This is a genomic window from Streptomyces sp. NBC_01750 (assembly GCF_035918095.1).
Taxonomy (GTDB): Bacteria; Actinomycetota; Actinomycetes; order Streptomycetales; family Streptomycetaceae; genus Streptomyces.
In genome coordinates this window covers 7,085,309-7,111,216 of sequence record NZ_CP109137.1, presented here as the reverse complement: position 1 = coordinate 7,111,216, position 25,908 = coordinate 7,085,309, and the positions used below count along the sequence as shown (strand labels likewise).

20 protein-coding genes and 1 pseudogene are annotated in these 25,908 nt (G+C 69.5%); 9 read left to right on the top strand and 12 right to left on the bottom strand.

Annotation, left to right across the window (positions count from 1 at the left end):
* Nucleotides 1-85: 85 nt before the first annotated feature.
* From OG966_RS32000 to OG966_RS31990, 3 genes are all read left to right on the top strand, one after another.
* On the top strand, nucleotides 86-601 hold the full coding sequence (locus tag OG966_RS32000) for a CGNR zinc finger domain-containing protein (protein WP_326653482.1): 516 nt from the start codon (nucleotides 86-88) through the stop codon (nucleotides 599-601).
* A gap of 406 nt (nucleotides 602-1,007) precedes the next feature.
* Complete coding sequence (locus OG966_RS31995) at nucleotides 1,008-2,768, top strand: MOSC and FAD-binding oxidoreductase domain-containing protein (protein WP_326653481.1); 1,761 nt, start codon at nucleotides 1,008-1,010, stop codon at nucleotides 2,766-2,768.
* A 118-nt stretch (nucleotides 2,769-2,886) separates the two neighbouring features.
* Nucleotides 2,887-4,503, top strand: coding sequence for an MFS transporter (locus tag OG966_RS31990; RefSeq protein WP_326653480.1), 1,617 nt, complete (start codon nucleotides 2,887-2,889; stop codon nucleotides 4,501-4,503).
* A 44-nt stretch (nucleotides 4,504-4,547) separates the two neighbouring features.
* On the opposite strand, the pseudogene OG966_RS31985 reads toward OG966_RS31990, so the two are convergent.
* Nucleotides 4,548-4,815: pseudogene (locus OG966_RS31985) on the bottom strand (aquaporin family protein); the annotation flags it as partial.
* A gap of 329 nt (nucleotides 4,816-5,144) precedes the next feature.
* On the opposite strand from OG966_RS31985, the gene OG966_RS31980 reads away from it, so the two are divergent.
* Genes OG966_RS31980 through OG966_RS31970 form a run of 3 tightly spaced genes read left to right on the top strand, consistent with a single transcriptional unit; the run spans nucleotide 5,145 to nucleotide 6,346 of the window.
* A complete protein-coding gene (locus tag OG966_RS31980; RefSeq protein WP_326653478.1) occupies nucleotides 5,145-5,630 on the top strand; it encodes a DUF2975 domain-containing protein in 486 nt (161 codons plus the stop codon).
* Complete coding sequence (locus tag OG966_RS31975; protein WP_326653477.1) at nucleotides 5,630-5,851, top strand: helix-turn-helix domain-containing protein; 222 nt, start codon at nucleotides 5,630-5,632, stop codon at nucleotides 5,849-5,851. The genes OG966_RS31980 and OG966_RS31975 overlap by 1 nt, the downstream gene beginning before the upstream one ends.
* Before the next feature lie 3 nt (nucleotides 5,852-5,854).
* Nucleotides 5,855-6,346 carry a transposase family protein gene (locus OG966_RS31970; RefSeq protein WP_326653476.1) on the top strand — a complete coding sequence of 164 codons (492 nt, stop codon included), beginning with the start codon at nucleotides 5,855-5,857 and terminating at the stop codon, nucleotides 6,344-6,346.
* Nucleotides 6,347-6,421: 75 nt separating this feature from the next.
* Here OG966_RS31970 and OG966_RS31965 read toward each other — a convergent pair whose 3' ends face one another.
* From OG966_RS31965 to OG966_RS31955, 3 genes are read right to left on the bottom strand one after another with little or no spacing between them, the layout of a single operon-like run.
* Entirely contained in the window at nucleotides 6,422-6,901 is a 480-nt protein-coding gene (locus OG966_RS31965; RefSeq protein ID WP_326653475.1) for a hypothetical protein, read from the bottom strand.
* Complete coding sequence (locus OG966_RS31960) at nucleotides 6,898-7,890, bottom strand: caspase family protein (protein ID WP_326653474.1); 993 nt, start codon at nucleotides 7,888-7,890, stop codon at nucleotides 6,898-6,900. Before OG966_RS31960 ends, OG966_RS31965 begins: the two co-directional genes overlap by 4 nt.
* 39 nt (nucleotides 7,891-7,929) lie before the next feature.
* Nucleotides 7,930-10,839, bottom strand: a complete 2,910-nt coding sequence (locus OG966_RS31955) for an outer membrane protein assembly factor BamB family protein (RefSeq protein ID WP_326653473.1) — start codon at nucleotides 10,837-10,839, stop codon at nucleotides 7,930-7,932.
* Nucleotides 10,840-11,071: 232 nt separating this feature from the next.
* Between OG966_RS31955 and OG966_RS31950 the strand changes: the two genes are divergently transcribed.
* Together OG966_RS31950 and OG966_RS31945 are read left to right on the top strand one after the other, a co-directional pair.
* Nucleotides 11,072-11,473, top strand: coding sequence for a hypothetical protein (locus tag OG966_RS31950; protein WP_326653472.1), 402 nt, complete (start codon nucleotides 11,072-11,074; stop codon nucleotides 11,471-11,473).
* 10 nt (nucleotides 11,474-11,483) lie between these two features.
* The gene (locus tag OG966_RS31945) at nucleotides 11,484-12,422 is read left to right on the top strand and encodes a hypothetical protein (protein ID WP_326653471.1); all 939 of its coding nucleotides are present in this window, start codon (nucleotides 11,484-11,486) and stop codon (nucleotides 12,420-12,422) included.
* A gap of 95 nt (nucleotides 12,423-12,517) precedes the next feature.
* On the opposite strand, the gene OG966_RS31940 is transcribed toward OG966_RS31945, so the two are convergent.
* Nucleotides 12,518-13,813: a DUF2254 domain-containing protein gene (locus OG966_RS31940; RefSeq protein WP_326655450.1), complete on the bottom strand. Its 1,296-nt coding sequence runs from the start codon at nucleotides 13,811-13,813 to the stop codon at nucleotides 12,518-12,520.
* 374 nt (nucleotides 13,814-14,187) lie between these two features.
* On the opposite strand from OG966_RS31940, the gene OG966_RS31935 reads away from it, so the two are divergent.
* Nucleotides 14,188-16,104, top strand: coding sequence for a glycoside hydrolase family 15 protein (locus OG966_RS31935; protein ID WP_326653470.1), 1,917 nt, complete (start codon nucleotides 14,188-14,190; stop codon nucleotides 16,102-16,104).
* Between the two features lie 3 nt (nucleotides 16,105-16,107).
* Here OG966_RS31935 and OG966_RS31930 read toward each other — a convergent pair whose 3' ends face one another.
* From OG966_RS31930 to OG966_RS31900, 7 genes are all read right to left on the bottom strand, one after another.
* On the bottom strand, nucleotides 16,108-17,913 hold the full coding sequence (locus OG966_RS31930) for a cation:proton antiporter (protein ID WP_326655449.1): 1,806 nt from the start codon (nucleotides 17,911-17,913) through the stop codon (nucleotides 16,108-16,110).
* 48 nt (nucleotides 17,914-17,961) lie between these two features.
* Nucleotides 17,962-19,017: a cytochrome d ubiquinol oxidase subunit II gene (locus OG966_RS31925; protein ID WP_326653469.1), complete on the bottom strand. Its 1,056-nt coding sequence runs from the start codon at nucleotides 19,015-19,017 to the stop codon at nucleotides 17,962-17,964.
* Nucleotides 19,014-20,498 carry a cytochrome ubiquinol oxidase subunit I gene (locus OG966_RS31920; protein WP_326653468.1) on the bottom strand — a complete coding sequence of 495 codons (1,485 nt, stop codon included), beginning with the start codon at nucleotides 20,496-20,498 and terminating at the stop codon, nucleotides 19,014-19,016. The genes OG966_RS31925 and OG966_RS31920 overlap by 4 nt, the downstream gene beginning before the upstream one ends.
* Nucleotides 20,499-20,543: 45 nt before the next feature.
* Nucleotides 20,544-21,383 (bottom strand): SDR family oxidoreductase, encoded by an 840-nt coding sequence (locus OG966_RS31915; protein ID WP_326653467.1) that lies wholly within the window; start codon nucleotides 21,381-21,383, stop codon nucleotides 20,544-20,546.
* A gap of 167 nt (nucleotides 21,384-21,550) precedes the next feature.
* Nucleotides 21,551-23,131 (bottom strand): GMC family oxidoreductase, encoded by a 1,581-nt coding sequence (locus OG966_RS31910; protein ID WP_326653466.1) that lies wholly within the window; start codon nucleotides 23,129-23,131, stop codon nucleotides 21,551-21,553.
* 147 nt (nucleotides 23,132-23,278) lie between these two features.
* A complete protein-coding gene (locus OG966_RS31905; RefSeq protein WP_406733714.1) occupies nucleotides 23,279-24,193 on the bottom strand; it encodes a cyclase family protein in 915 nt (304 codons plus the stop codon).
* 123 nt (nucleotides 24,194-24,316) lie between these two features.
* Nucleotides 24,317-25,906: a gluconokinase, GntK/IdnK-type gene (locus OG966_RS31900; protein WP_326653464.1), complete on the bottom strand. Its 1,590-nt coding sequence runs from the start codon at nucleotides 25,904-25,906 to the stop codon at nucleotides 24,317-24,319.
* Nucleotides 25,907-25,908: the final 2 nt, after the last annotated feature.

Genomic DNA, 25,908 nt, shown 5'->3' with positions numbered 1-25,908 from the left:
CCGTCCACCTGTCACGCGCCGCATCACGGGGGGTGATCGGGTTCGTGTAACCTGTCAAGCGAACCGATCTGGTTAGGAGGTGGCAGTGGTGGCCGACCGAGAGCAGCAGGACGCACTGCTGGAGCTCCTCAACACCACGCCGGTCGTCAACGGGGTGGTCCGGGACCAGTTGGCAGACCCGGAAGCGGCCAGGACCTGGCAGCAGGCACACGGCGGCAACGGCAGCACGGAGGAGCACCGACACCTCCTACAGGCGCGCGATGCCCTGCATGGCGTGGTGCGCGGCAGCCGGCCGACCGCGTCGCTGGCCCCGCTCCTCAAGGACGTCGTCTCGCGCCCGCGACTCTCTCCTGCGGGGGTGTCTTGGGAGCTGGACGCCCCCGCGGAGCGCCGGCTGGCGGTAGAGGCGGTCATGGCGTGGAGCGCGCTGCAGGAGACGATGCCTGGCCGGCTGCGGCCGTGCGCCAACCCGGAGTGCCGGCGGTTCCTCCTCGACCGCAGTAAGACCAACAAGGCCCGCTGGTGTTCCATGGCCGTCTGCGGCAACAGGATGAAGGCCAGGCGCCACTACCAGCGCACCCGCGACGGCGCAGCCGAGTAACACCCCGGCAGTCCTCTCGGTCAGTTACCTGCGGACGAAACGATCAGTTTGTTCACAGCAATGACCGACCACGCACCCGGCTGAGAGCGAACGATCGGGCGGGGAGGCCACCGGCGGTCATGTCCGACACCACGGTCATGCCGATGCTTCGCCTTGGTGACTCTCGCCCGCGATGGGAAGCCAGTAGTAGAGCCAGGCCAGTACGCACCGGTTCACGGTCAGGAGGCGCGAATGGGCATCGCCTTCCGTACCGGTCCCTCCGTTCGAAGAATCTCAGCGAATGCGCCATTCGATTCGTGATCACGGAATCGCGGCGGCACCGGTACAAAACTAGTATCGGCCCGAGCACACAGATCACAGCGCCATGAGGGGCTGCCCCGGCCGGCCACCCCGCAGGAGGTCCGCAATGGCGACGCTGCTGTCCGTCAACGTAGGAACGCCCCAGGACGTCTCCTGGCAGGGAAGGACCGTCCACACCGGAGCCTGGAAGTCCCCCGTGCACGGCCCCCGGATGGTGCGGCGGCTGAACATCGACGGAGACGGCCAAGGTGACCTGGCCGGGCACGGCGGCGAAATTCGTGCCGTCCTCGTCTACCAGCTGCAGGCCTACCAGTACTGGCAGAAGCAACTCGGTCGCGACGACCTGACCTTCGGGATCTTCGGGGAGAACTTCACCGTCGACGGCATGCCCGACGACGACGTGTGCATCGGCGACCGGTACCGCATCGGCGAAGCCGAATTCGAAGTCACCCAGCCGCGCGTCACCTGCTACCGCGTCGGCATGCGCCTGGGCGAACCCGCCATGGCCTCCCTTCTGGTCGCCCACCACCGCCCCGGCTTCTACCTGCGCGTCCTCGCCGAGGGACGCGTCCAGGCCGGCGACGAGATCACCCTGACCCGCAAGGGCGCCGAAGAACTCAGCGTCGCCGACACCGACGCACTGCTCTACCTCCCCGACCGCGACCCTGCGAAGCTGCGCAAAGCACTGAATATCCCCGCTCTCAGCCCCGGATGGCAGCAGTCCTTCCGTGAACTCGCCGCCGCTCAGCAGCCCAAACAGGAACCGGGATGGCCGGGCGAACTCACCAGCACCCAGCAGCCCGGAGAAGAGCCGGGATGGCCGGGCTTCAAGACCATGCGCGTCGCCCGCATCGTCCCCGAGACCCCGACCGTTTCGTCGGTCTATCTCGACACCACCGACACACCGCTACCCGAGGCCCGCCCGGGCCAGTACCTCTCCATCCGCCTCGCCATCGGCGATGCCGCCCCCGCGGTGCGCAGCTACTCACTGTCTTCCGCGCCCACAGCCGGCACCTACCGCATCAGCGTCAAGCACGAGCCCCACGGGAAAGTCAGCAGCTACATCCATGCCACGCTCCACCCCGGGGACCTCGTGGACATCGCCAGCCCCCGCGGAACGTTCGTACTCGAAGAAGGCACCCGCCCGATCGTCCTCATCTCCGCCGGAATCGGTGTCACTCCCGTGCTCGCCATGCTCCACCAACTCGCCGCCACACGAGACCAACGCCCCGTCTGGTGGATCCACACCGCCCACGACCGCGCCCACCATGCTTTCGCGGACGAGACCCGCACGCTCCTGGCGCAACTCCCCAACGCCCACGAGTACACCTACTACACCGCCGGAGCCGCCCCCCATCTCGGCGAGCCCCACATCACCCAGGGGCGTCCGAACGCCCAATCACTCGCGGCCATGGGCGTTCCCACCGACACCGACGCCTACCTCTGCGGACCGCCCGCCTTCATGGACGACCTCGGCGGTTACCTGCGCGATCACGGCCTGCGCCCCGAGCGCATCCATAGGGAACAGTTCAGCGCCCTCCCCGCCATCAATCCCGGCGTAACGCCCACGACCGCGATCCGGCCGCACCAACCACCCGGCGCACCGGGCACCGGCCCCCTCATCACCTTCGCCCGCAGCGGCATCACCACCCCATGGTCACCCGCTCACGCGTCACTCCTCGATCTCGCCGAAGCCTGCGACATCCCCACCCGCTGGTCCTGTCGCACCGGCGTCTGCCACACCTGCATCACCCACCTCGTGGCAGGCGACATCACCTACAGCACCCAGCCTCTCGAACTCCCCGAGGCGGGCACCATCCTCGTCTGCTGCAGCGAACCGGCCACCGAAATCGTCCTCGACCTCTAGTCGGCCGGCAACGGCACGGTCCAGGAGCCGGCACGGTCCGCCGCCGCCAACCGGCTGATCTCCGTATCTTCGTGGCGGGTCGAGGAGCCACCCTCCGGGTCGCTGGGACGATACGTCCATGGCACCCAGGTCAGGCTCTACCGAGAGTTCGGCATCGGCGCGACTCGTCCTGCTGACACTCGCGGCCGGTCAGTTCCTGATGGCGCTCGACAGCTCTGTCATGAACGTCTCGATCGCGACGGTGGCCGACGACGTGGGCACGACCGTGACCGGGATCCAGGGCGCGATCACCGCATACACGCTCGTGATGGCGATGTTCATGATCCCTGGCGGCAAGGTCGGCGCGCTCATCGGCCGCAAGCGCGCGTTCGTGATCGGCTGCGGCATCTACGGATGCGGATCCCTGACGACAGCGCTCGCCCCGAACCTGCCCGTGCTCCTGCTCGGCTGGTCGTTCCTCGAGGGGATCGGGGCGGCGCTCATCCTGCCCGCGATCGTGGCGCTCGTCGCCGGCAACTTCGGCGCTGAACGCCGGCCCGCCGCCTACGGCCTCGTCGCGGCCGCAGGGGCCGTGGCGATCGCGGTCGGGCCGCTCATCGGGGGTATCGCGACGACATACTTCTCCTGGCGCTGGGTGTTCGCCGGTGAGGTCGTGATCGTGCTCGGCATCCTGATGCTCGCCCGCCGCATCGCCGACGCGCCGAGCGACGGACGCCCGCGCATCGATCTCGTCGGCGCCGTGCTCTCCGCCCTCGGGCTCGGAATCTTCGTCTACGGCGTACTCCGCTCGTCCGAATGGGGCTGGTTCCGGCCGAAGCCCGACGCACCCTCCTGGCTCGGGATCTCACTGGTCATCTGGCTGATGCTGGCGGGTCTGCTCCTGATCTGGCTCTTCCTGCGCTGGGAGGCCCGCCTCGTGGAGCAGCGCAAGGAACCACTCGTGGACCCGGCGATGCTGCAGAACAAGCAGCTCACCGGCGGCTTGACGATGTTCTTCTTCCAGTACCTCGTGCAGATGGGCGTGTTCTTCGTCGTACCGCTCTACCTGTCGGTCGCACTCGGCCTGTCCGCGCTCGCGACCGGCGCACGCATCCTGCCGCTTTCACTGACTCTGCTGGCTGCCGCGATCCTGATCCCCCGTTTCTTCCCGGACGTCTCGCCGCGGCGGGTGGTGCGGCTCGGGACCCTCGCGCTGCTCGCGGGCGCGGTGGCCCTGATGGCCGCGCTCGACGCAGACGCGGGTGCGGAAATCGTCACCGTTCCCCTCCTGTTGATCGGGCTCGGCATGGGCGCGCTGGCGTCCCAGCTCGGGTCGGTCACCGTGTCCGCGGTGCCGGACCGGCAGAGCGCGGAGGTCGGCGGCATCCAGAACGCCGTTACCAACCTCGGCGCCTCGATCGGTACGGCACTCGCCGGGTCGATCCTGATCGCCGCGCTGACGGCTTCGTTTCTGACCAGCGTCGAGCAGAATCCGGCGGTCCCGGCCGAGGTCAAGAGTCAGGCGACCGTCCAACTCCAGAGCGGTGCGCCCTTTCTGTCGGACGCCCAGCTCAAGACCGCCCTCGACGAAGCGGGCACGAGCCCGGAGGTGACCCGGGCCGCGCTCGACGCGAACGCCGAAGCGAGGCTCGACGGCCTGCGCGCCGCACTCGCCATCCTCGCCCTCAACGCCCTTCTCGCACTGTTCTTCACCCATCGGATCCCGACGACCCAGCCCCGCTCGACAAAGCCGTAGCGGCGGGCAGCGCAGTCTTCGCTGCCGAGCCCGCGTCGTCCGCGTCACGCGGCAGGCTGCTGGGAGCCGGCTCTGCCGCTCATGAAGATGACCGCCACCAGAGCCGGTCCGAGTACGGCGCCGACGAGCCGCGCGCCGATGAAGCCGGGGACCGAGGCGGGGGCGATGCCCGCGAGCGTGCGTGGACCACTTCACCAGAGGCTCGCCGAACATCGCATCGGCGACGGCGCCCGCGATCGCCCCTGCTCTCTGCGCGGGCACGTACACGGCCGCCTCGCGGGCGGTGACTCCCGCGCCGCCACGGCGGGCCGATCACGTCGCGTGAGCAACGCCCTTGAATTGCAGGAACCTTGGGCGAGTCCGCCCCTATGACGCGAAGCGGTAGCGGCCTTCCTCAGCCGGTGGTCATGATGCCTGCATGACACGCGGCTCGGCAGGGCTTCGGCGTAGTTGAGTGGCCTCCGATTTGTGCTCAAGCGAGGCCGACTTCGACAAGATCAAGACGGTGCGCGTGAACGCCAGGCATGGGAGGGGACGACGGCATCCCGCCACAGTGCGAAACCGCCCCCCTCCGTCCCGACTCTTGCTCCATCTATCGAAACTCGATAGATTTCCATCGCAACTCGTTGGAAGGGTGGGTCATGGGAAAGCTGACAGTGGGTGCGCTGCGCGCCGTGCTCGTGGTGGTGCTCGCCGGCACCGTGTTCGTACAGGCATCGATGGTGTGGGCGTTGGCCACCGACCCGGAGGACGGGTCACTCCCGCTGACCCCGTTGCGCGTGATCACGATCCTGGGCATGGTGTCGGCCCAGGTCGCCCTGGTCTGCGTATGGCGACTGGTGACGATGGTGCGACGCGGAACCGTGTTCTCCCACGCCGCCTTCCGGTACGTGGACGGGATGATCGGCGCGATCGTGGCGGCTGCCCTCCTGTGGTTCGCGGTCACGGCCCTCAATGCGCCGGGCCAGCGGGCCGACCCAGGCGTCACCGTCATCATGGGCGGGGTCGGCGTGGCCGTCCTGGGGGTCGCACTCATCGTGCTCGTGCTGCGGATGCTGCTCGCCCAGGCCGTCGCACGCGACGTCGAAGCGGCGCAGATGCAGGCCGAGTTGGACGAGGTGATCTGATGCCGATCGCCGTCGACATCGACGTGATGCTGGCCAGACGCAAGATGTCCGTGGGCGAGCTCGCGGAACGCGTAGGGATCACGCCCGCCAACCTGGCGGTACTCAAGAACGGCCGCGCCAAGGCGGTGCGCTTCGCGACGCTCGCCGCGCTCTGCGAGGTGCTCAAGTGCCAGCCGGGCGACCTGCTGCGCTGGGAGGCCGAGGACGTCGCGGGCGAATGAACCGTGCCTGCCGACGCGCCATCGCCGATCCCGCCCGTCTTTGACCAATTCCGCGAGCATCCCGGGGCCGTACCCGAGGAGATCCCAGGCCTGCTGGAGCGGCTGGCCGAGGTGCCCGACCCACGAGATCCGCGCGGCGTACGGCACACCCCAGTCGTTGTGCTCGCGCTGACCGCGTGCGCGGTTCTGGCCGGAGAGACCTCTCTGCCGGCGGTGGGTGAGTGGATCGCCGACGCCCCGCAGTCCGTCCTGGAGCGCCTTGGCGTACAGCCCGATCCGCTGTCCCCAGAGCGGTGCCTGCCGGCGGAGGCGACGGTGCGGCGTTTGCTGGGCCGCATCGACGGCGACGCGTTGGACCGGGCGGTGGGCCGCTGGCCGGCCGACCGGCGCGCTGGGGCCGACGGGCAGCTGCGCGCAGTGGCGGTCGACGGCAAGACCCTGCGAGGTCCGCCGAGCGCTGCGTCCGGCGCTGGAGATGATCCGGCTCGACCGTGAAACGAGGTGATGAGGTGGGGGCTGCCCTCGTAGCCCGGCCACTCGCGCCGGAGCGCTACCTTGCATGAATACTGGTCATCCCCGGACCGAGCCTTCTTTCCAGATCACCAGAACCGGCGTCCCTCTGCCTCTGGCGTACCGGACGATGTCTGCCGTCCCCCCGAACCCTCTCGCCGGTTCTCCGTCCCAGACGGCCAGCAACAGGTTCACACGGTCCGCGATGTACACACCCGCTGCGTGGAATGCCTCCTCGGACGGCTGCGCATGGTCCAGCTGTACGCATTCCACCGCCTGCGCCTTCAGTTGTCTGTAGCGGGCCAGGTCTTGCGGCTGGGGGAAGGTTCCGTCGTATCCATGGCTGGGCGTGACGACTCTCAGCGGGATGCCGCGTGCAAGGGCGATCTGGGCAAACATCTGATCCGCTCCGACCGCAAGGCTGGTGAGCGCTGCGACGGGCTCGTCGTAGTCGCTCAAGGCGTTCTCGATCTCGCGGCGCAGGTACGGCTCCGCATCGGCCGGAATGTCCTGATGGCCGGTGATCCCTACGAGAATCACAGCAGATCCTGCAGGCTCATCTGTCGGTAGTGCCGTCCCAGCGCGGTCAACCTGCACCCCTTCGAGTTCATCGCGGCGAAGTACATGTGTTCCTCACCCACGGGCTCCACCAGTTTGGCCGCACGGCACTTCTGCAGCATCGAGAAGACTGCCTCGTTCTCGGCGTTCGCCGGTTCGGCATCGGGTTCAAAGGACGGATCAAGACTGTAGTGCGAGTCCGGGGTCGGGAACCACTCCATGAGCCGGCGCAGAACCGGCAGCGGTACCGACGGAGCGCACTTCCTTATCTCCTGCAGCCGGTCGATGTTCGCCTTGAACGTGGGGCGCTGCTGCCAGGCCCCGAACGACTCCGAGAGATAGGCGTAGAGTCCCGCCATCGTGATGTTCCCGAGTACGTCGGCGGCTCCACCTTCGAGAGCACCCTCCAAGTGGGTGGAGAACAGCCCCCTTCCGACGAGAGTCTCGCCCGATACCTGATCTCCCCGGCTGGCGGCGAGGATGGATAAACCGGGCCGGAGGAAGGAAAGCTTCGCTGAGACTGCCGGAACCGCACCAGCCCCACCGGAGAAGCAGCAATCCAGCAACAGGACCAGTTCCTGGACCTCGGACTTCTGCACCAGTTCGATCACTTCGGTCATCCGGACCCCGGGAGTGAAGCTCGTACCGTCGGAAACAGTGAGGGCGACATCACCCTCCGCAGGTGTTCCATGCCCGGCGAAGTAGAAAAGGGCGATGTCCGCTCCTGGCGACAGCAGAAGCCGCAGGGCTGACAGCAGACTTCCCCTGGTGATTTCTCCCTCGTCCGTACGGAGGCTCTGTACGGAGAAGTTGGGTGAATCGTCCTCATTGCGCTTGAGGAGGGGAGTCAGGGCGGTGACATCATTGACGCATCCGGAGAGATTACCGAAGTTCTCGTACCTATCAATTCCGACCAGCAACGCACGTTTCACCCTTTGCCCCCTCATGAAGAATGCGAGAAATCTCCCCAAACAAACGCTGGCACCGGCCTCTTCACCCTGTCCTGCGCGTCAGGATCGCTTCATCCGGCTCAGCGTTCCCGACGAGTGCCCCACCATGACGGTTCCGTCGCGCTGGACCAGCAGGGAGAGCAAGTCCGGGGCCGGCAGCGGCAGTCGGCGCAGCCGCCCGTCAGGCATGAGTACCGTCACCCGCTCCATACCCTGCACCGCGAGCCACGCACCGTTGCCCGAAACCCTGGCGTACTGACTCGACATCAGCAGACGAGGGGCCGGGCCGCCCGAAGTCCCGGAACCGATCCGCTGGAGCACATGGCCGACGGGCGAGTGCACCCACACCTGCCCGCCCTGCGTGAGGAGTTCGCGTGGACCGGCCGGGACATCCACTCGAGCCGACACCGTCATCTTCGCCGGGTCCAGTTCGACCACCTGATTGCTTCTGGCGAGGCCGACGAACAGTCGCTCGTTCGTCCGCGCGATGCCATACGGTGCGCCTGCGAGAGGCAGCCGGAACATGCGGCGGCCGTCCTGCCGTGCCAGGGCGACGACCGACTCATCGGCAGGAGAGGTGACGACGATCCGCGCGTCTGCCAGCACGAGGGCACGGGCGCCGGCGCCCGCGGGCTGCCTCCACACCGTGCGCCCACTGCGCAGGTCGACCCGGCCGACGCGGCCGGTGCCCGTGGACACGTAGTAGGCGTCGGAGCCGTGGATGACGAGGCTGTTCACATAGTCGTCGATGCGTGCCACCCGACTGCCGTTCAGGGCGCCGGGGTCGACGCGCATCAGGTGGTGACCGCCGAGGACCGCGTAGACGGTGTCCGAGGTCTCGTCCTGCACAAGGCCTGTCACGGCATCGGACGCCTGCACGGTCTCCAGGTCCGAACCCTGAGTGTTCAGGATGTACGGGAGGAACGTCGTGACGAAGGCGCTGAGGGCACATGCCAGCACCCACCAACGCCGCCACCACTGGCGGTAGACCGGCGCCTTGCCCGGTGCGTGGATCTCCACGCGTGGTGCCGGAGTTGCGCGGCGGCCCGCCGGCTCCAGGGGGTTGCCTGCCGTGGTCGCGTAGGACACGTACGCGCCGACTGCCTCCTTGAGCTCCGCCTCACCCTCGGCCTCGCCGCCGCGGCACGTCACAGCCAGTGCCGCGATCTCCACGGCGGCCTCGAAGCCGACGTCGTTCGGTGCGCGTCCGGTCACGACCACCGGGTGCCCGAACGGGACCGTGACCGCAAGGACGTCCGTGCCGGGACGTGTGCGGTCCAGGCAGCGCCACTCGACGCCCAGGGCGTGTCCGAGGAATGCCAGCCGCCGGCGCTGCTCGGACCGGCCGGTCGGCGGCAGCAGAAAGAGCGTACGGCCGAGCGCGCCTGCCGCCCGGATCTGACCGATCTCCCAGCGCAGCGATTCCGAGCGGCCCACGGTGACACAGATCAGCTGGGAGGCGGCGATGAGCTCGACCACCCCGTCCTTCCACTCCTCCATCGAGAAGCTCCGGCGCACGGCCCCGCGCGCCGGAGGCAGCTTCTCGCCCACCTGACTCAGCGCGACCACGGGCCCGTGCACCGAGAGGGCGGACGCCGCCACCTCTTCGAAGCGCTCGAACCGCCGCATGCAGAGCCGCTCCAGTACCGACGCCCGGTTCAGGCGCCGCGCACGCAGGGTGCGGCGGTCGTCGGCAAAGGACCGCAGCATGAGAATCGGACGGCGCTGGTCCCGCTCGATGCCGCGGCGCAGGTGACGCATGGCGATGCGCCGTACAAGGGTGAACGGGAGAAGGGCGATCAGCAGCACCACCACGCCGAGGCCGCGCAGCAGAACGCCGAAACGGGAGGCCACGTAGTCCGCCCCGCCGGGATTGACGCCGATGGCCTGAAGATTGGAGCCCAGCAGTACCAGCCACACGCCGCCGAGGGCGATCCCCACGGTGAGAACCACGCCGACAACGGCCCACAGTCTGCGGGGCCCGTCGAAGGCTGCTGGTCGCCAGCGGGCGGGACGCCGCCTGCGGAGCAGCCATTCCGTCACCAGAATGCCGGTGACGCCGCCCGCCGCGACGGCCAGGGTCGCCCACGTGCCCAGCCAGAGGATCTCGGAGATCCGGATCGCCCAGGCGTACACGCACAGTCGCACGAGCACCGCCGCCGTGCTCGCGGCGAGGCGCAGGTCGACCAGCCGGTCGACCGGGAACACCCCCGTCCGCAGGGGCCGTGCGCACCAGGACCGCAGGCGGCGCCAGCTGGACCGGTCACGGATCAGGACCACCAGACCGAGCAGCATCGGGATACCGACCGCCGTGCTCATCGCCGTGGAGTTGAGGGCGGTCCGTGTCGTGTCGAACCGCACCGGGCCATCGGCCAGATCGGGCGAGTGGGCCACGCGGGGCAATTGGCGCCCGTACGTGTCGGCGAGCAACCGCTCCACAGCCTGCGACGCCTTCGGTCTGCTGGACTCGACGGTGACCACGATCGCCGTGCGGCCGCGCGCCACCGTTGCGCAGCCTCGGGCGTAGCCCGGCTTCCGCACCTCGAGTCCGGAGGTGTCCGCCCCCGGCAGCCTCAGCCGGGACTGTGGCTCACAGGCGGGCTCCGTCTGTGACCGGGCGTAGGCGTGGCGGCGCATCTCGAAGAGCTGGACGACGATGTAGTCCTTGTCGTCCGTCGTCTCCCAGGACCGCTGCCACGCGCCCACGACGGTCATGTGGCGGAAGTCCGACCGCAGCCGGGCGGTGCCGGTGAACAGGACGGTGGTGGGCGGTCCGTCCTGGACGGGAAGCCAACCGCCCGTGGCGGCGCCGGGCAGATCCTCGGTCGACAGGACACTGTCCGCAACAGCCGGTACGGCGTACGGCGGGACGACCAACTCGACCGGTGGCGGCAGCCATTGGCGATCCCACACCACAGCGGTCATGGTGAGCAGAAGCGCGGCGCACGACAACAGCCGCCAACTGTTCACGCGCACACGGTACGACGCCACGTGGCACCCCCTCCGCCGCGGACCGACGGATCCGCGACAGGAGGACTCTGCCAGCAATATCCGTTTCGGGTAGGGGTTTTGATGCCTCTACAGCTATTACGGAACCGGACGTCCCCGGGTGCTGCCATAACGGCTCGCTCTCCCCGGTCGACCCCGTACGCTTGCCTGCCTGAATCGGCCCGGGCGGGCCGGTGGGGCCAGGGGGTGCCGGATGGACCAGGCGTGGGTGGAGACAGTACGGGTGGTGCGGGGCCATCTCAGGCGGCTCGTCGACGAGGAGACCGCGCGGCGACTCGACCCCCGGCTCGCTGCGCTGCTGGACCGCGCGGCCGCCGGCGAGGACGTGTCCGGGGAGATGGCGCGTGCCCTCACGGTGTCGCCCGCACTGCAGCGGTGGGCCGTGCAGGTCCATGCGGACCCCCTGCACCGTCACCCGGCGCTCCAGAGCCCCCTCCACCGCACCACCAACGGGCCTGCGGGACACGGCGAGGCTGTCGGTGCCGAGCGCTACAGCTGCCCCGTGGGCCACCCGCACGTCGTCTGGTGGCGGCTGAGCGTGGGGGAACCGGTCCCCGAATGCACCACCCACCAGCGGCCGCTGGCCCGGGACTGAGCGGGTCGCCGTGCTGAACGAGTTCTGGAAGTCCGTGGCGGGCAAACTGGCGGAACGCTGGGCGGCGGTCGCAGGTCCGGCTCTGGTCTTCTGGGTGGGCGGCCTGCTGGCGTGGATGTACTCCGAGGGCGGCACCTCGGCACTGGGGTCGCCGTCACGCTGGATGGGAACGCAGTCCGCCGTCGTGCAGGTCGTGGTCCTGGTGGCCGCTCTGTGCGGGGTCCTGGCGAGCGGCATGGTGGTCGGCCGGCTCACCGATCCCGTGCTGCGCCTTCTGGAGGGGTACTGGCCGTCACTGGCGGGGGGCCTTCGCCGCAGGCTCGTCCGTGCGGTGGGCAGCAGGGCGCAGCAACGTGCCGACCGCCTGCGCCGGCTCGCCGGCACAGTGGCGTCCGGCGGCGGAACGCCCGAAGAGAGGGCCGAGTTCATCCGGCTCGACCGCCTCCACCGACGGGTGCCGGCCACCCCCGACCGTCATATGCCGTCCCGGATCGGCAACACCCTGCGTGCGTCCGAGAGCCGGCCGGTGGACAAGTACGGGCTGAACATCGTCGCCATCTGGCCGCAGTTGTGGCTGGTCCTGCCGGACGGCACCCGCCAGGAGCTGATCAGCGCCCGGGGTGCGGTCAACAGCTCCGTTGGGGCAATCATCTGGGGCGTGGCGTTCATGGGTTTCGCGCCCCTGGCCTGGTGGGCGGTCCCCGTGGGTCTCGTCGTCGCATGCGCTGCCTGGTGGAGCTGGCTGCCACGCCATGTGGAAGCCTTCGCGGACCTGATGGAGGCGGCCGTGGACATTCACCGCTGGGCCCTGTACGAGCAGTTGCGCTGGCCGCTGCCGCAAACGCCCGCCGAAGAACGGGTGTTGGGCGACCGGCTGACGGTGTACCTGGTGCGGGGCTCGGACAGTGACAGCCCGCGGTTCACTCCCCCGGCGACGGCGGGAAGCTAGCCTCGGCACCATCTGCGGCAGGAACTTCGGGAGCACGCCGGACTGTAGTGGGCGGTGCGGTCCGTTCGGGAAGGCTCGCTTCCGCAGGTCCGCGTTCATCCGGGCGGTGCGTCCTTCGGACGCTGCCCGCCGCCGATGCCCTGACTGTCGCCCGTCCGCGCAGTGGCGCGGCGGAAGGGGTCGGTGAACTCCCGCTCGACCGATTCATCGAGGAGGCCGAGCTCCGCGCGGACCGCCGGCAGGTGCTCGGCCGGCAGGGTGTCGAGCAGTCCCTCCAGCAGCGCGCGGAGCCGCCGGCAGATCTGGGTGGACCCCGCCCCGTACTCACGGATCTCGGTGACGGCGAGCTGGAGGTAGTCCTCCCAGACCCGGCCCGGCACCACCAGTCGCGGCCGGCCGCGTTCGTCGCCGAGCACGTGGCGGCGAGAGAGCCCGGTCCTGCCGGCGTTGTGGAGAAACGCCTCGATGTGATTCAGCACCTGGACGGCGGTCGTGGGGTCGTTCACGGCCGGGGAGAGCGCGCGGATGGCGATGTCGACGAGCACACGCAGGGCGAAGGCGGGGTCCTGCTCGATGGTCCGCTCGGTGCCGAGGGCGATGAGGCCGGTCACCAGCCGCGGATCGGGTGCCGAGGTACCCCCGTGGACCTCGACGAGGGTCGCGCCGGGCGGTACGAAGTCCCCGACCTGGTGGGTCACGACGAACGTGCAGTCGTGGCGCGTCGCGGCCGCCGTCAGCCCGACTACGTTGATCGCCTGGATGACTCCGCCGTGTCGGGAGCGAACAGCTGCCACCGGGCGGCCCGGCGGTGCGGGTCCGTCGTCACGGGTCTCGGAGCCGCCGGTCCCGGCCGACCAGCGGGTGAGGACCTGCGTCCCCATGCGACCGACCAGGTCTGCGATGGCCACCGGGCGCAGATTGTGGGTGAACCGGTTGAGGTAGACCAGCAGAAGCAGCAGGCTGACGGATACGGCCACCCCGGCGAGGGTGACTCCCAGGTCGGGGACGGAGTCCGACTCGATCCTGCGCAGCAGGGAGAAGGCGAACGCGAACGTCCCGGTGAAGGTGGCCAGCACGGCCTTCTGCAGGCGGTCCCTGTACCACAGGCGCATGTATCGCGGGGACAGTGTTCCGGTGGCCTGCTGGACGACGAGAACGCCGATGGTCACGACGAATCCGAGCAGGGCGACCATGGCCCCGACGATGGCGGTGAGCACACCGCTGGCCGTGGTCGCGGAATACTGCCAGTTCACTGACAGCCGGCCCGTTCTCTCCGCGGCCATCGCACACTCGGCCAGAACCACCCCGAGTACGAGTCCGAACAGCGGGACGATCCACAGGCTGGCTTTGGCGTACTGCCGCAGCCGGAACGCGGACGCCCAGGACATCATCGTCGGCACCCGCGGACCGTTCCCCTCCCGGGCACCGGCGCAGGACTCCACAGCACGGGGCACCCTCCGAGTTGAGCGCTGGAATGCGGCCTTCGGATCCACGCTAACGCCGTACATCGGCGGGCGCAGGAAACGGGACTCTGTCCGGGCTTCCCGGTAGTGCGCACTTCCGGCTCCGCGCCGTGTTTCCGCCGCTCAAAGGCCCGGCCCCGCCCTGCTCGGCAGGCCCGTGGCGAGTTCCTTGCTTAAGCTGTCCGGGTGGCACCGGACCGGCGCGACGGCGTATGGCGGTTGATCTCCGTGATGCCGCCGAGCCGTACCTGGGGGGTCGTGCAGGCCGTGCGTTTTTCGGCCCGGGCAGGAAGGGGCTCACGATGGACGACTACCCGCTGATCGAGAATCACGGCCTGATCGGTGATCTGCAGACCGCGGCGCTGGTGACCACCGACGGGACGATCGACTGGTTCTGCTGTCCGCGCTTCGACTCGCCAAGTGTGTTCGGCGCTCTGCTGGACCGTGAGAAGGGCGGGCATTTCTCGGTCTCCCCGGCGCAGAAGACCTACGCGACCAAGCAGTTGTACTTTCCCGACACCGCGGTTCTGGTGACCCGGTTCATGACCGAGGCGGGCGCCGGCGAGGTGGTCGACTTCATGCCGGTGACCGGGCGGACGGCCACCCCTCGTCACCGTCTGGTCCGCATGCTCCGCTGCGTGCGCGGCAGCATGACCTTCGAGATCCGCATCGCCCCCCGCTTCGACTACGGCCGCAAGCCGCACAAGCTGCACATCACCGACCACGGAGCGGTGTTCGCCGCGGACGATATGGAGCTGACCGTGCACGCGGTCCGCGAGCCGGGGGACAAGCGACTGGTGAACCCCCTTACGGGCGAAGAGGATCTGCACTTCTCGCTGACCCTGCAGGCAGGTGAGCAGCGGGGCCTGGTCATGGAGTCGTCCGCCGGCGGACCGCCGCGCGAGATCCGCCTCACCGAGTTCGAGCAGCTCTTCGACGACACCGTCCAGTACTGGCGGTCCTGGCTCGGCCAGTCCCGGTACTCGGGCCGGTGGCGGGAGGCGGTCGGGCGCTCCGCCGTGACGCTGAAGCTGATGACGTACGCGCCCAGCGGCGCCCTGGTGGCGGCCCCGACGGCGGGGCTGCCGGAGCAACTCGGTGGCGAGCGCAACTGGGACTACCGGTTCACCTGGATCCGCGACGCCTCGTTCTCCGTGTACGCCCTGCTGGGGCTGGGGTTCAAGGAGGAGGCGACCGCGTTCATCGGCTGGCTGCGCGACCGGGTGAAGGAGAAGGCCGGCAGCGACGGTGACACGGGACCGCTGAACATCATGTACCGGGTCGACGGCTCATCCGACCTCGTCGAAGAGGTCCTGGAGCACTGGGAGGGGTACCAGCGCTCGGCCCCTGTACGCATCGGCAACGGCGCCGCGACCCAGCTGCAACTGGACATCTACGGCGAGGCGCTGGACAGCATCTTCTTCGCCCACCAGCGCGGAATCCAGCTGGACCACCGGGGCTGGACCTCGCTGCACACGATCCTCGACTGGCTCACCGATCACTGGGACCAGGCCGGGGAGGGCCTGTGGGAGACGCGGGGCGGCCGCAAGAACTTCACCTACGGCAGGGTGATGTCCTGGGTCGCCTTCGACCGCGCGCTGCGGCTCGCGGCCGCCAGCGGCCGGCCGGCCGCGATCGTCCGCTGGAGCAGTGAGCGCGACAAGATCTACGACCAGATCCTGGCCAAGGGCTGGGACCCGCAGCGCAAGGCATTCGTCCAGCACTACGGCAGCGATGTGCTCGACTCCTCGCTGCTGCGGATGCCGACGGTGGGCTTCATCACCCCCGACGACCCGATGTGGAAGTCCACGCTGGACGCGATGGACCGGGAGCTGGTCACCGACAGCCTGGTCTACCGGTACAACCCCGAGGCGTCGCCCGACGGGCTGCGCGGCTCCGAAGGGACCTTCTCCCTGTGCACGTTCATGTACGTCGACGCACTGGCGCGGGCCGGGCGGACCGATCAGGCCAGACTCGTGCTGGAGAAGATGCTGACGTACGCCAACCATCTCGGCCTGTACTCCGAGGAGATCGACCTGACGGGGCGACAACTGGGCAATTTCCCGCAGGCGTTCACCCATCTGGCGCTGATCGACGCGGCCATCACCCTGGACGCGACCTTGACCCGGACGTCTCAGGTGGGGACTTCGATCCCGCTCGGTACTGCGGCTCCGGTCACGGCGGTGCCGACCGGGGACCGGCCGATCGCCGGCGGCTGACGGTCAATGCCCGGCGCGGACGTCGCCGCCGGGGGCGGACGTCGCCGGGCCCGGCGGGAAAGGGCCGAGGAGTACGACGGTGTCGCCTCGCTGCAAGGTGACCGTCTGTGCCTCGGTGACCGGGTCCAGCCGGCCGTTGGCCCGTACGACGAACAGCGTGTCGTGCTCCGGCGGGAGCGGCTCGGAGGCGGGCTGTACGAGGAAGCGGACGCCCTGCTCGTACCTGGCCGCCAGGGTGTGCCGGACGAGTGACCTGCCGAAGAGGATGTCACCGCCGGTGTAGGGGGCGATGACGCCGTGGCTGTCGTGCGGCGGGCCGACCCGGTAGACCGGGCCCTCGACGCTGTCCTGCACCATGACCGAGGCGAGGGCGTTGAAATCGTCGTCGTCGGTGAGCAGGAAGACCGCCGTGACTCCCTCCAGCCGCGCCTTGGGGTCGGCGGCGGTGGCCAGCAGTTCCCCGGAGGCCAGCTCGATACCCGCCTCTCTGATCTGTTCCCGCTGTGCCTCGAGACCGGCCCACATCAGCACGTCGAGCCCGGCGGAGCGCAGCGACCGTCCCAGGCCGATCACCCAGGGGTCGCCGCCCACCAGCAGGGGTCTGGTGCGCGCGGACCTGATGACGCCCAGCCGCGCGGCCACCGGGGCGGCCGTCAGCGCGTACAGCAGGACAGTTCCCACGATCACCAGGAAGGTGATCGGAAGGATCTTGGAGGCCCCGTTCAGCCCCTCGTCGACGAGGGTGGCCGAGAACGCCGACGCCGTGGAGGCGGCCACGATGCCGCGGGGCGCCATCCAGCCGATGAAGGCCCGTTCTCCGGAGCTGAGGTCGGTCCTGACGGTGGAGAGGAAGGCGACCAGCGGTCGCACGACCAGGACGAGGGCGGCGACAAGGGCGAGGGACGGCAGCAGCACGGGGACGACGGACGCCGGGGTCACCGTCGCCGAGATGGAGATGAACAGCAGGCCGATGATCAGCTGGACGAGCGTTTCGAAGAAGGGCCGGCGTGCGGGCATGTCGAGACCGGGGAGGTTGGCGACCGTCAGCCCGGCGATGATCGCGGCGATGAGACCGGTGTCGTCACGCACCATGTCGCACCCGGCGGACACCGCGATGACCGTTGCCAGCTGCGCGAGCGTGCCGAGCGTCTCGCCGAGCCGGAGCGTACGCAGCGTCAGCCACAGCAGCGCCGCCCCGACCGCGCCGCCGATCAGCCCGACGGCCAGGCTGACGAGGAATTCGGTGATGGGGAATCCGCGGCCGGAGCTCAACCCGCCGGCGAGGATGGCGTGGAAGACGAGGGCGCCGAGAATGCCGCCGACCGGGTCGATCAGGGACCCTTCCCAGATCAGAATCCGCCGCGCCTTGTCCGTCGGTCGGACGTGGTCCAGCAGCGGGCCGACGACGGTCGGCCCGGACACGACGAGGATCACACCCGTCATCACGGCCACTGCGAGCGGGACGTCGAACAGCGCGGGGGCCATGGCCACGGTGGCTCCCCAGGTGATGAGCACGCCCAGCACGATCAACCGGGCCACGACCCGGCGGGTTTCGCCGGTGAGATGGCGCAACTCGAGGCCCAGGCCCGCGTCGTAGAGGATCACCGCCACCGAGAGGGACACCAGCGAGGAGAAGTCCGGCCCCACCAGCCGGTCGGGCTGGACGACATCGGTCAGGGCGCCGGCGGCGAAGCCGACGGGCAGCAGCACGATCAGCGCGGGAACCCGCAGCCGGCTCGCCAGGATCTGGGAGCCCACGGCGAGCGCCACGGTCAGGCCGATGCCCAGCAGAATCTCGTCTTCGGTCAGAGCGGCTTCACCCCTCGGAAGTACCGCGAGTTCCGCGCCGCACCGTGGTCAGACGCTGTCGGCCGCACCGTCGCCGCCCGTACCGCTTCGCCGCAGATCGGCTTCGGTGAGAGGTTCCAGTTCGCCGTGGGTGTCCAGCCAGTACAGGAGGACGACGGCCGGGCCGACGAGCACGACCGCCACCAGGGTGACCAACGCCAGCCAGCGCAGAGTGGTGGGAGCGCCGGCGCCGTCGGCCACGGTCAGCGAGGTGGGGAGGAGGTAGGGCCGCTGGGCCATGCCCCAGGCGATGATGACCGCCGCGACCGCCCCGACGGCCGTGACCCGCGACCAGGCAACGGATGTACGCAGCAGCAGCCACGCGGTGGCGAGCGTGGCCACCGCGGCGACGACGACGAGGGCGAGCCCGAGGCCGTGAGTGAGGCCGTGCCACACATAGGGGGCGTCGCCATAGGTGACGAACAGCGTGATCACGGCCAGTACGGCGAGCACGGCGAGGGCCCCGAGCGCTCGCAGCCGGAAGTAGCCGACCAGATCGGGCGCCTCGAAGCGCCGGGCGTCCCCGGCCAGGAACACGGCACCGAGGAAGGCCGTCGCCGCGATGGCGACCAGACCGAAGATGATGGAGGTGGGGTTGGACCAGGCGTCGGCCGAGGGCTCGGTCCCCGGTGCCACCCGGCCGGAAGCGACCCCGCCGACGGCCGCGCCGAGGAAGAACGGCGTGAGCAGCGAGGCGACGGCGAACACGGCCCCGAAGAGGCGTCGGCCTGCGATACGCCGGGCAGGCTTGCGCAGGGCGAAACCGGCACCCCGCAGGACCATGCCGACGGCGGCCAGCGCCAGCGGCAGCCACATCGCGGAGAACAGGGTCTGGAACAGGGTCGGGAACCCGGTCCACATGATGACGAAGATGAAGATCAGCCAGACATTGTTGACCTCCCACACCGGGGCCATGGCGTGGTCGATCAGCCATCGGGGGCGCTTGCCGCGTTCCGCGCCGCCGGCGGTCAGGTCCCAGAAGCCGGCCCCGTAGTCGGTCCCGCCGGCGCAGGCGTAAGCGGCCACCGCGAGCAGCATCACCACAGCGATGAGGTCCGCGGTCATGACGGGCCTTCCCCGGCCGGTGCCGACCCGCCGCTGCCGGAGGACGGGGCGTTGCCCGCCGGGACCGGGGCGCGCGGTCCGTAGGGGGTGTCCGCCTCCGGTACCTCGACCGGCTTCCCGGCCGCCTGCCGTTCGTCGGCGAGGCGCCAGCCGGTGCGCATCTTGAGCAGGATGGCGAGGAACGAGCCGAAGACGAAGACGTACACCACGATCACCAGGCCGAACATGATCCACAGGCTGGTGGAGCGGGTCGACGTCACCGCTTCGGCGACCCGCATGTTCTGGTAGACGATCCAGGGCTGGCGCCCCACCTCCGTGGTGACCCAGCCGCACTCGACCGCGGCAACGGAGGCGACGCCCGCGCACGCGGCGCCGCGGAAGAACCACTTCGAGTCGGGCAGCCTTCGGTTCCGCAGCCAGACCAGGCCGTACCAGAGGGCGAGCAGTACCAGCAGGGAGCCGATCACGACCATGAGGTCGAAGGCCCAGTGGGCGATGGTGGCCTGAGTGGCCGTCGGCCGGTCGCTCGCCGGCACGGAGCTCAGTCCGGTCACCTTGGTGCGGGGGCTGAAGCCGGCCAGGATGGAGTCGAGCTGCGGGATCTTGATGCCGCCGGAGATGCTTCCGTCCGGGTGCATTCGGCCGAACAGGTACTCCGGCACATGGGTGTCGGTCTTCCAGACGATCTCCGTGGCCGCGAACTTCACCGGCTGTTTGTGGAAGACCGACCGGGCGATGGAGTCGCCCAGCATGAGCTGCACCGGGGTGAGGACCGCGGCGATGGTGAAGGGGATGGTGAAACCGAGCCGGTGGTAGTGGTCCCGGCGGCCGCGCAGCAGGCCGACGGCGTAGACGCCGGCCACGACATAGCCGGCGGTCACCAGCATCGCCACGACGAAGTGCCAGTACTGCGGCCCGAACATCGGGGTGAAGATGGCCTTCCAGATGTGCACGTCGACGGGGTTGCCGTCGGAGTCGAGGGAGAAGCCCTGCGGCGTGTTCATCCACGAGTTGGCGGCCAGGATGCCGAACGCCCCGAGCAGCGCGGTAACCGGCAGCGGCAGCCCGAGGAGGAAGTGGGTGCGCGGCTTCAGTCTGCGCCAGCCGTACAGATAGATGGCGATGAGCACCGCCTCGAGGAAGAACGCCCAGGCCTCGACGCCGAATCCGATGCCGAAGACATCACCCCACCTGCCCATCAGCCCCGGCCAGAGCAGACCGAACTCGAAGGTCAGGACGGTGCCGGTGACGACACCGACCGCGAACTGCACCGCCATGACGGCCGACCAGCGCCGCGCCAGCAGCAGGGCGACGGGGTCCTTCCTGCGCATACCGCGGTAGTGCATCACCAGGGTGATGAACGGCAGCGCCACCCCCATGGGAACCAGGATGATGTGGGAGGCGAGCGTGAAGGCCATGAGCTCTCTGGCCGGAAGCAGTTGGGCCGGGGCGTCCGCCAGCAGGTGGACCGTGGTGTACATACGTGCCTTTGCTGCTCGGGATGGCGCGAGGAGATCAGGGGAAGGTCAGCCGCCGGTGGCGAAGCCGGGGAAGAGGGTCATCCCGCCGTCCACATAGAGGGTGGTTCCCACCACGTAGTCCATGAGGTCGGAGGCGAGGCCGACGACGGCATGGGCGATGTCCTGGGGGTCGCCGATGCGCTTGTACGGGATGAGCCGCATCAGATCTTCCCGTGCCTCCGGTGTCTCCCAGGCACTGCGGTTGATCGGCGTCTTGATGGCTCCCGGGGCAACCGCGTTCACACGGATCTTCTGCGGTGCGAGTTCCTGCGCGAGTGTCTCCATCATCATCTGTACACCGCCCTTGGAGGAGGCGTAGTTGACGTGCCCCGCCCACGGGATGAGCTGATGCACCGAACTCATGCAGATGATCTTCCCCGCCGCGCTCGACACCTCCGGGACGACCCCGCGGCGCAGAAACTCCTTCGTCGCCTCCCGGGCGCACAGGAACTGACCCGTCAGATTGACGTCCAGCACCTTCTGCCACTGGGCGAGGGTCATCTCCGTGAACGGGGCGTCGCGCTGCAGACCGGCGTTGGCGACCAGGATGTCGATCGTCCCGAACTCCTGGACCATCCGGTCCATCATGCCGATGACCTGGTCCTCCTTGGACACGTCCGCCTCGTACGCCGCAGCGCGCACTCCGAACGAGGTGATTTCCTTGACCACTTGGTCGGCGGACTCGCGGTCGGCCACATAGTTCACGACCACATCGGCGCCGGCCCGGCCAAGACCGATGGCCGTCGCCTTGCCGATTCCGGAGTTGGCGCCCGTGACCAGTGCCTTCTGCCCTTTGAGCAGGTGTGCCGGGATCACGCCCTGGGGTGCTCCCGCGGTGGAATTCACGATTGCCTGCCTCCTCGCTGCGCGGCCCCCGGTCCGCCGGGCTGTGGCCCGGCCGGGTCCGGAGCGTCAGGGAATCACCGGCGGCCGGGGGCGGCACATCCGGCGAGCTGACGTTGGGCCGTTGGGCGGAGCATCTTCGCCCGGTCGGACCAGCTGACGGCCGGCCGTCAGCTGAGCCGGTCCATGAGGTGGTCGCCCACCCGCAGGGCGTTGGCGATGGCCGTCAGGGACGGGTTGACCGCGCCGATGCTCGGGAAGAAGCTCGTGTCGACCACGTAGAGGTTGTCCAGGTCGTGGGACTTGCAGTTGATGTCCAGGGCGGAGGTGGCCGGGTCTGCGCCGAATCGAACGGTGCCGGCCTGGTGTGCCGTGGCGCCGATCGGCATGCCCTTGTGCAGATAGATGCTGTGGGAGAGCAAGTGGTGCTCGTGCATGCCCAAGTGACCGAGCATGCCCTGGAGTTTGTGCTGCAGACGCTTGAGTCCTGCGGTGTTGTTCTTCTCGTCGAGGGCCAGATGGATGCTGCCGTCGCCGTCCAGAGTGACGCGGTTGTCGGGCAGCGGAAGGTCTTCGCCGCACAGCCAGAAATCGACGGCGTGGTGGGCCAGCACCTCGAACGGCATGTCGGGGGTCACCGCCCCGGCCCAGCGCGGGGCCTCGCCGTGGATCTGCTCGGCGTCGGACTTGCCGAGCATCTGGATTCCACCCAGCGGGTAGTCCCAGTCGTCCGCGCCCAGATACCAGTCGTGCAGCGCGAGGGTCTTCTGGAACTGGGTGTCGTTGGGCTCCTTCGACACGGCCATCAGGGCCAGGTTGTTGTGCCGCATGTAGAAACGGCCGATCACGTCGGAGCTGTTGGCCAGCCCGCGGGGGTGCCGGTCGTTGGCCGAAGCCAGCAGCAGAGCGGCGGAGTTGACCGCCCCGCAGGCGACGACCACGATATCCGCCGCGTACCGGGCCTCCGAGCCGTCCGCCTGCCGGGTGACAACCGTGCTGACGCTGCGTCCCGCCGGGTCGGTCTCCAGCCTGACTACTCGGGCATTGGTGATCATCTCGACATTGGGGTGCTGCAGGGCGGGTTCCACGCAGATCACCTGGGCGTCGGACTTGCCGCGCACCAGGCACGGGAAACCGTCCACCCGATTGCAGCGGATGCAGACGCTGGAGTGGGTCGCCCGCCCCTCGCCGTCCTGGCTCAGGTTGACGCCGATGGGCAGATGGAAGGGGTGCAGGCCCCGCTTCTCCAGGTCGTCGCTCAACTGCTGGATGCGTGGCTCGTGTTGGACCGGCGGGTACGCGTACTGCGCGCTCGCCGGGCCCTCGCAGGGGTCCTCGCCGTGTCGCCCGTGTACGAGATAGAGGTGTTCGGCCTGGGTGTAGTACGGCTCCAGGTCTTCGTAGCGGATCGGCCAGGCGGGTGAGACACCGTCGTGGTGGCGGAGTTCGCCGAAATCCTCGGGCCGCAGCCGGAAGAGGGCGGCGCCGTAGAACTTGGTGTTGCCTCCGACGTAGTAGTTGACCTCGGGCGGGAACTCGTTGCCGTGCTTGTCGAACCAGAATTCCGGTGCACGGTACTTCCCCTTGACGAACACGGCGGTGGAGTCCCAGTTGTCTCTCTCACGCGGGAGATAGTCACCGCGTTCGAGGATGAGCACCCGTTTACCGGAGGGGGCCAGCCGGTGGGCGAGCGTACCGCCGCCGGCGCCGCTGCCGATGATGATGACGTCATAGTGCGGGGAGTCGCCCACGGCGACCACCGTCCTTGCTCTCGCGGCCCTGCCCTCTCGCCGGGACCTGTCACTTCGCGCTGCGGAGACGAAGGAACCATTCCGCCTCTTCGAACGTATCCGCCCTTTCCGTTCGCGGCGACCGGGCGAGCCGCCGTGGGATCACGGTCACAGAACGGCGATGGGATTCACCGGAGAGCCGGTGGCCGCCGGCAGCCGGAGCGGCGCGACCACACACAGGAAACTCCAGCGGCCCGCCCGTTCGCACGCGGGAGCCAGCTCCTCGAACTGCAGATAGTCCATGAGATGCACTCCCATGGCGTGCATGGCCAGCACATGCACGGGGAAGGCGATGTCCTCCACCGCGCTGGGGGCGGTGTCGTTGTTGCCGTCTCCGCCCAGCACCGAGACCTGCCGCTCGGCCAGGAACCGCATCGCCGTCGGATGGAGGCCGCTCCGGGCCCTCGCCGCGTCCCATGGCCCGAGCTCGCGACGCCGCCCCCGGTGCCCCACCCGGACGAGCAGCAGGTCCCCCGGCCCGACCCGGACCCCCTGGGCGGCCTCGGCCGCGGTCAGGTCGTCGGCCGTCACATGGTCGCCGGGCTCCAGCCAGGGCACGCCCCGCAGCCGCGGGATGTCCAGCAACACCCCGCGGCCGACGATGCCGTCCCGTACCTCGTCGAGAGAGAGCGAACCTGCGCCGTCCTGGGTCACCGTGCTCGCCGGCACCCCGTTGTAGAGCTCGCCGTCGAACAGCACGTGGCAGAGCGCGTCGAGATGGCTGTCCGCGTCCCCGTGCACGTTCATCGCGAACCGGTCGAGGGCGAAGTGCAGCCCGTCCGCGCCGATGTCACCGGCGGCGGGCCCGGTCATCCGGTGGTCGGCCGGCTCGGGATTGTCCGGTCCTGGCAGAGTCTCGATGGGCGCGGCGAGGGACACCGTGTGCCCGGACCTGACCTCGGCGGTGGCTGCCAGCACACGCTCGGGCGTCAGGTGGCCGAGAGCTCCGCGCCGGTCGTCGGGACTGCGCCGGGCCCCGTCGCGCAGCTGCTCGTACAGCTGCCGGAAGGCGTCCGCGGTCATTCGCTGCGGGGCCGAGGGTTCCATGTGCGTGGCCATGGGGATGCTGCCTCCCGCCGAAGGATCGGGGCGTCTGGCGTCTCATTGTCGGGTGGCCGGTCCCGGCCCGCGACAGATGCGCCGGCCTCAGCCGGTGGTCCCCCAGGGGCCGAGACCCCACCGGAACACATGGCTGCCGCCCGGCTCCAGGATGGTCAGATCCGTACCACTGCGAAATGCGTCCGCCGGACAGGACATGGCTTCCACCGCGACACCGCGGCGCCGCCGCCCGGGCTCGGACAGGGTGTCACCTGTGTACACCTGCACGCATCGGGTGCCCTCGCCGAGCCGTACGTCGATGCCGTGCAGCCCCGAGGGATGCGCCAGGCGCACCACGGCCGGGCCGGAGGGGTCCCGGTCGAGTCCGGTGAACGCGGTGTCCAGCCGCTGTTCGCCGATGGGCCGGGCGATGCGGAAGTCGTACGCCGTGCCCTCGACCGGTTCCCGGCCTACCGGCAGGCCCCGCTCGTCGGTACGCAGCCGGTAGCGGGCGGGCACGGTCAGCAGCGCCGTGTCCACCAGGTCGGTGCCCACCGTCAGATAGGGGTGCTGCCCCACGCCGTAGGGTGCCGCGGTGTCCCCCACGTTGGTCGCCGTGACGGCGACGTCCAGCCCCTCTGGCCCCAGCCGGTACTCGGCGACGACTTCCAGCTGGAAGGGATAGCCCGGCTGCGGGAAGAGCGTGGTGCCGACCCTGACTCCGTCGTCGCTGCGTGCGAGCAGCTGCCACGGCATCCAGCGGAGGAGTCCGTGGATCGCGTTGTGCTTCTCCGGCTCGGTCAGCGGCAGTTGGAGGTCCTGGCCATGGAAGTGGTAGCGCCCGCCGCCCACCCGGTTGGGCCAGGGGACGAGAAGTTGCCCTCGGCCGCCGGTGATCCGTGCGTCGGCGGTGAACCCGTCCAGCAGCGGTCGGCCGTCCACCTCGTAGTGGCGCAGGGCGCCACCGAGCTGCACCACGACGGCCGTCTGCCCGGCGTGGTGCAGCTGCCACTGCTCCCCGGTCGCATGCCGGCCGGTCGCGTATTCGCCTGTCGCGTGTTCGCCTGGCGCACTGCGGGGCATGCGCGGCTCCTCACTCGGTACGGTGCGTACGGTTGGCGCGCCGGCCGTCGGGTGAACCGGTGCGGTGTCCGCGGGCAGCAGGGACATGACGGCCTCCACGACGGTGTCCGGCCGCTGGTCGATCTCCACCACGATGGGGTGTTCGTCGGGCTCCGGCTCCTCGAGGTCCGCGAACTGACTGTCCAGCAGTCCGGCCCGGAAGAAGTGGCCGTGCCGGGCGACCAGCCGGGAGCGGATGAGCTGCCGCGATCCGTGCAGGTACACCAGGCGCACTCCGGGCCGTCCACCGAGCAGTTGGTCCCGGTAGGCGCGCTTGAGCGCGGAGCACGTGACGACGGCCGGTTGCCGCGCCGCGATCTTCTGGTCCATCCAGGCGGCGATGGCGTCCAGCCACGGTTGTCTGTCCGCGTCGGTCAGCGGTTCACCGGCCGCCATCTTGGCGCGGTTGGCCGGAGGGTGGAAATCGTCCGCGTCCCGGTAGGGCCGGCCGAGCCGGTCGGCGAGCAGCCGCGCCACCGTGGACTTGCCCGATCCCGCCACGCCGACGACGAGCAACAAGGACTCCGGCACGCCGCGGGCCGCGTCACGCGCCGGAGCCGGGTGCGTCCCGGTCATCA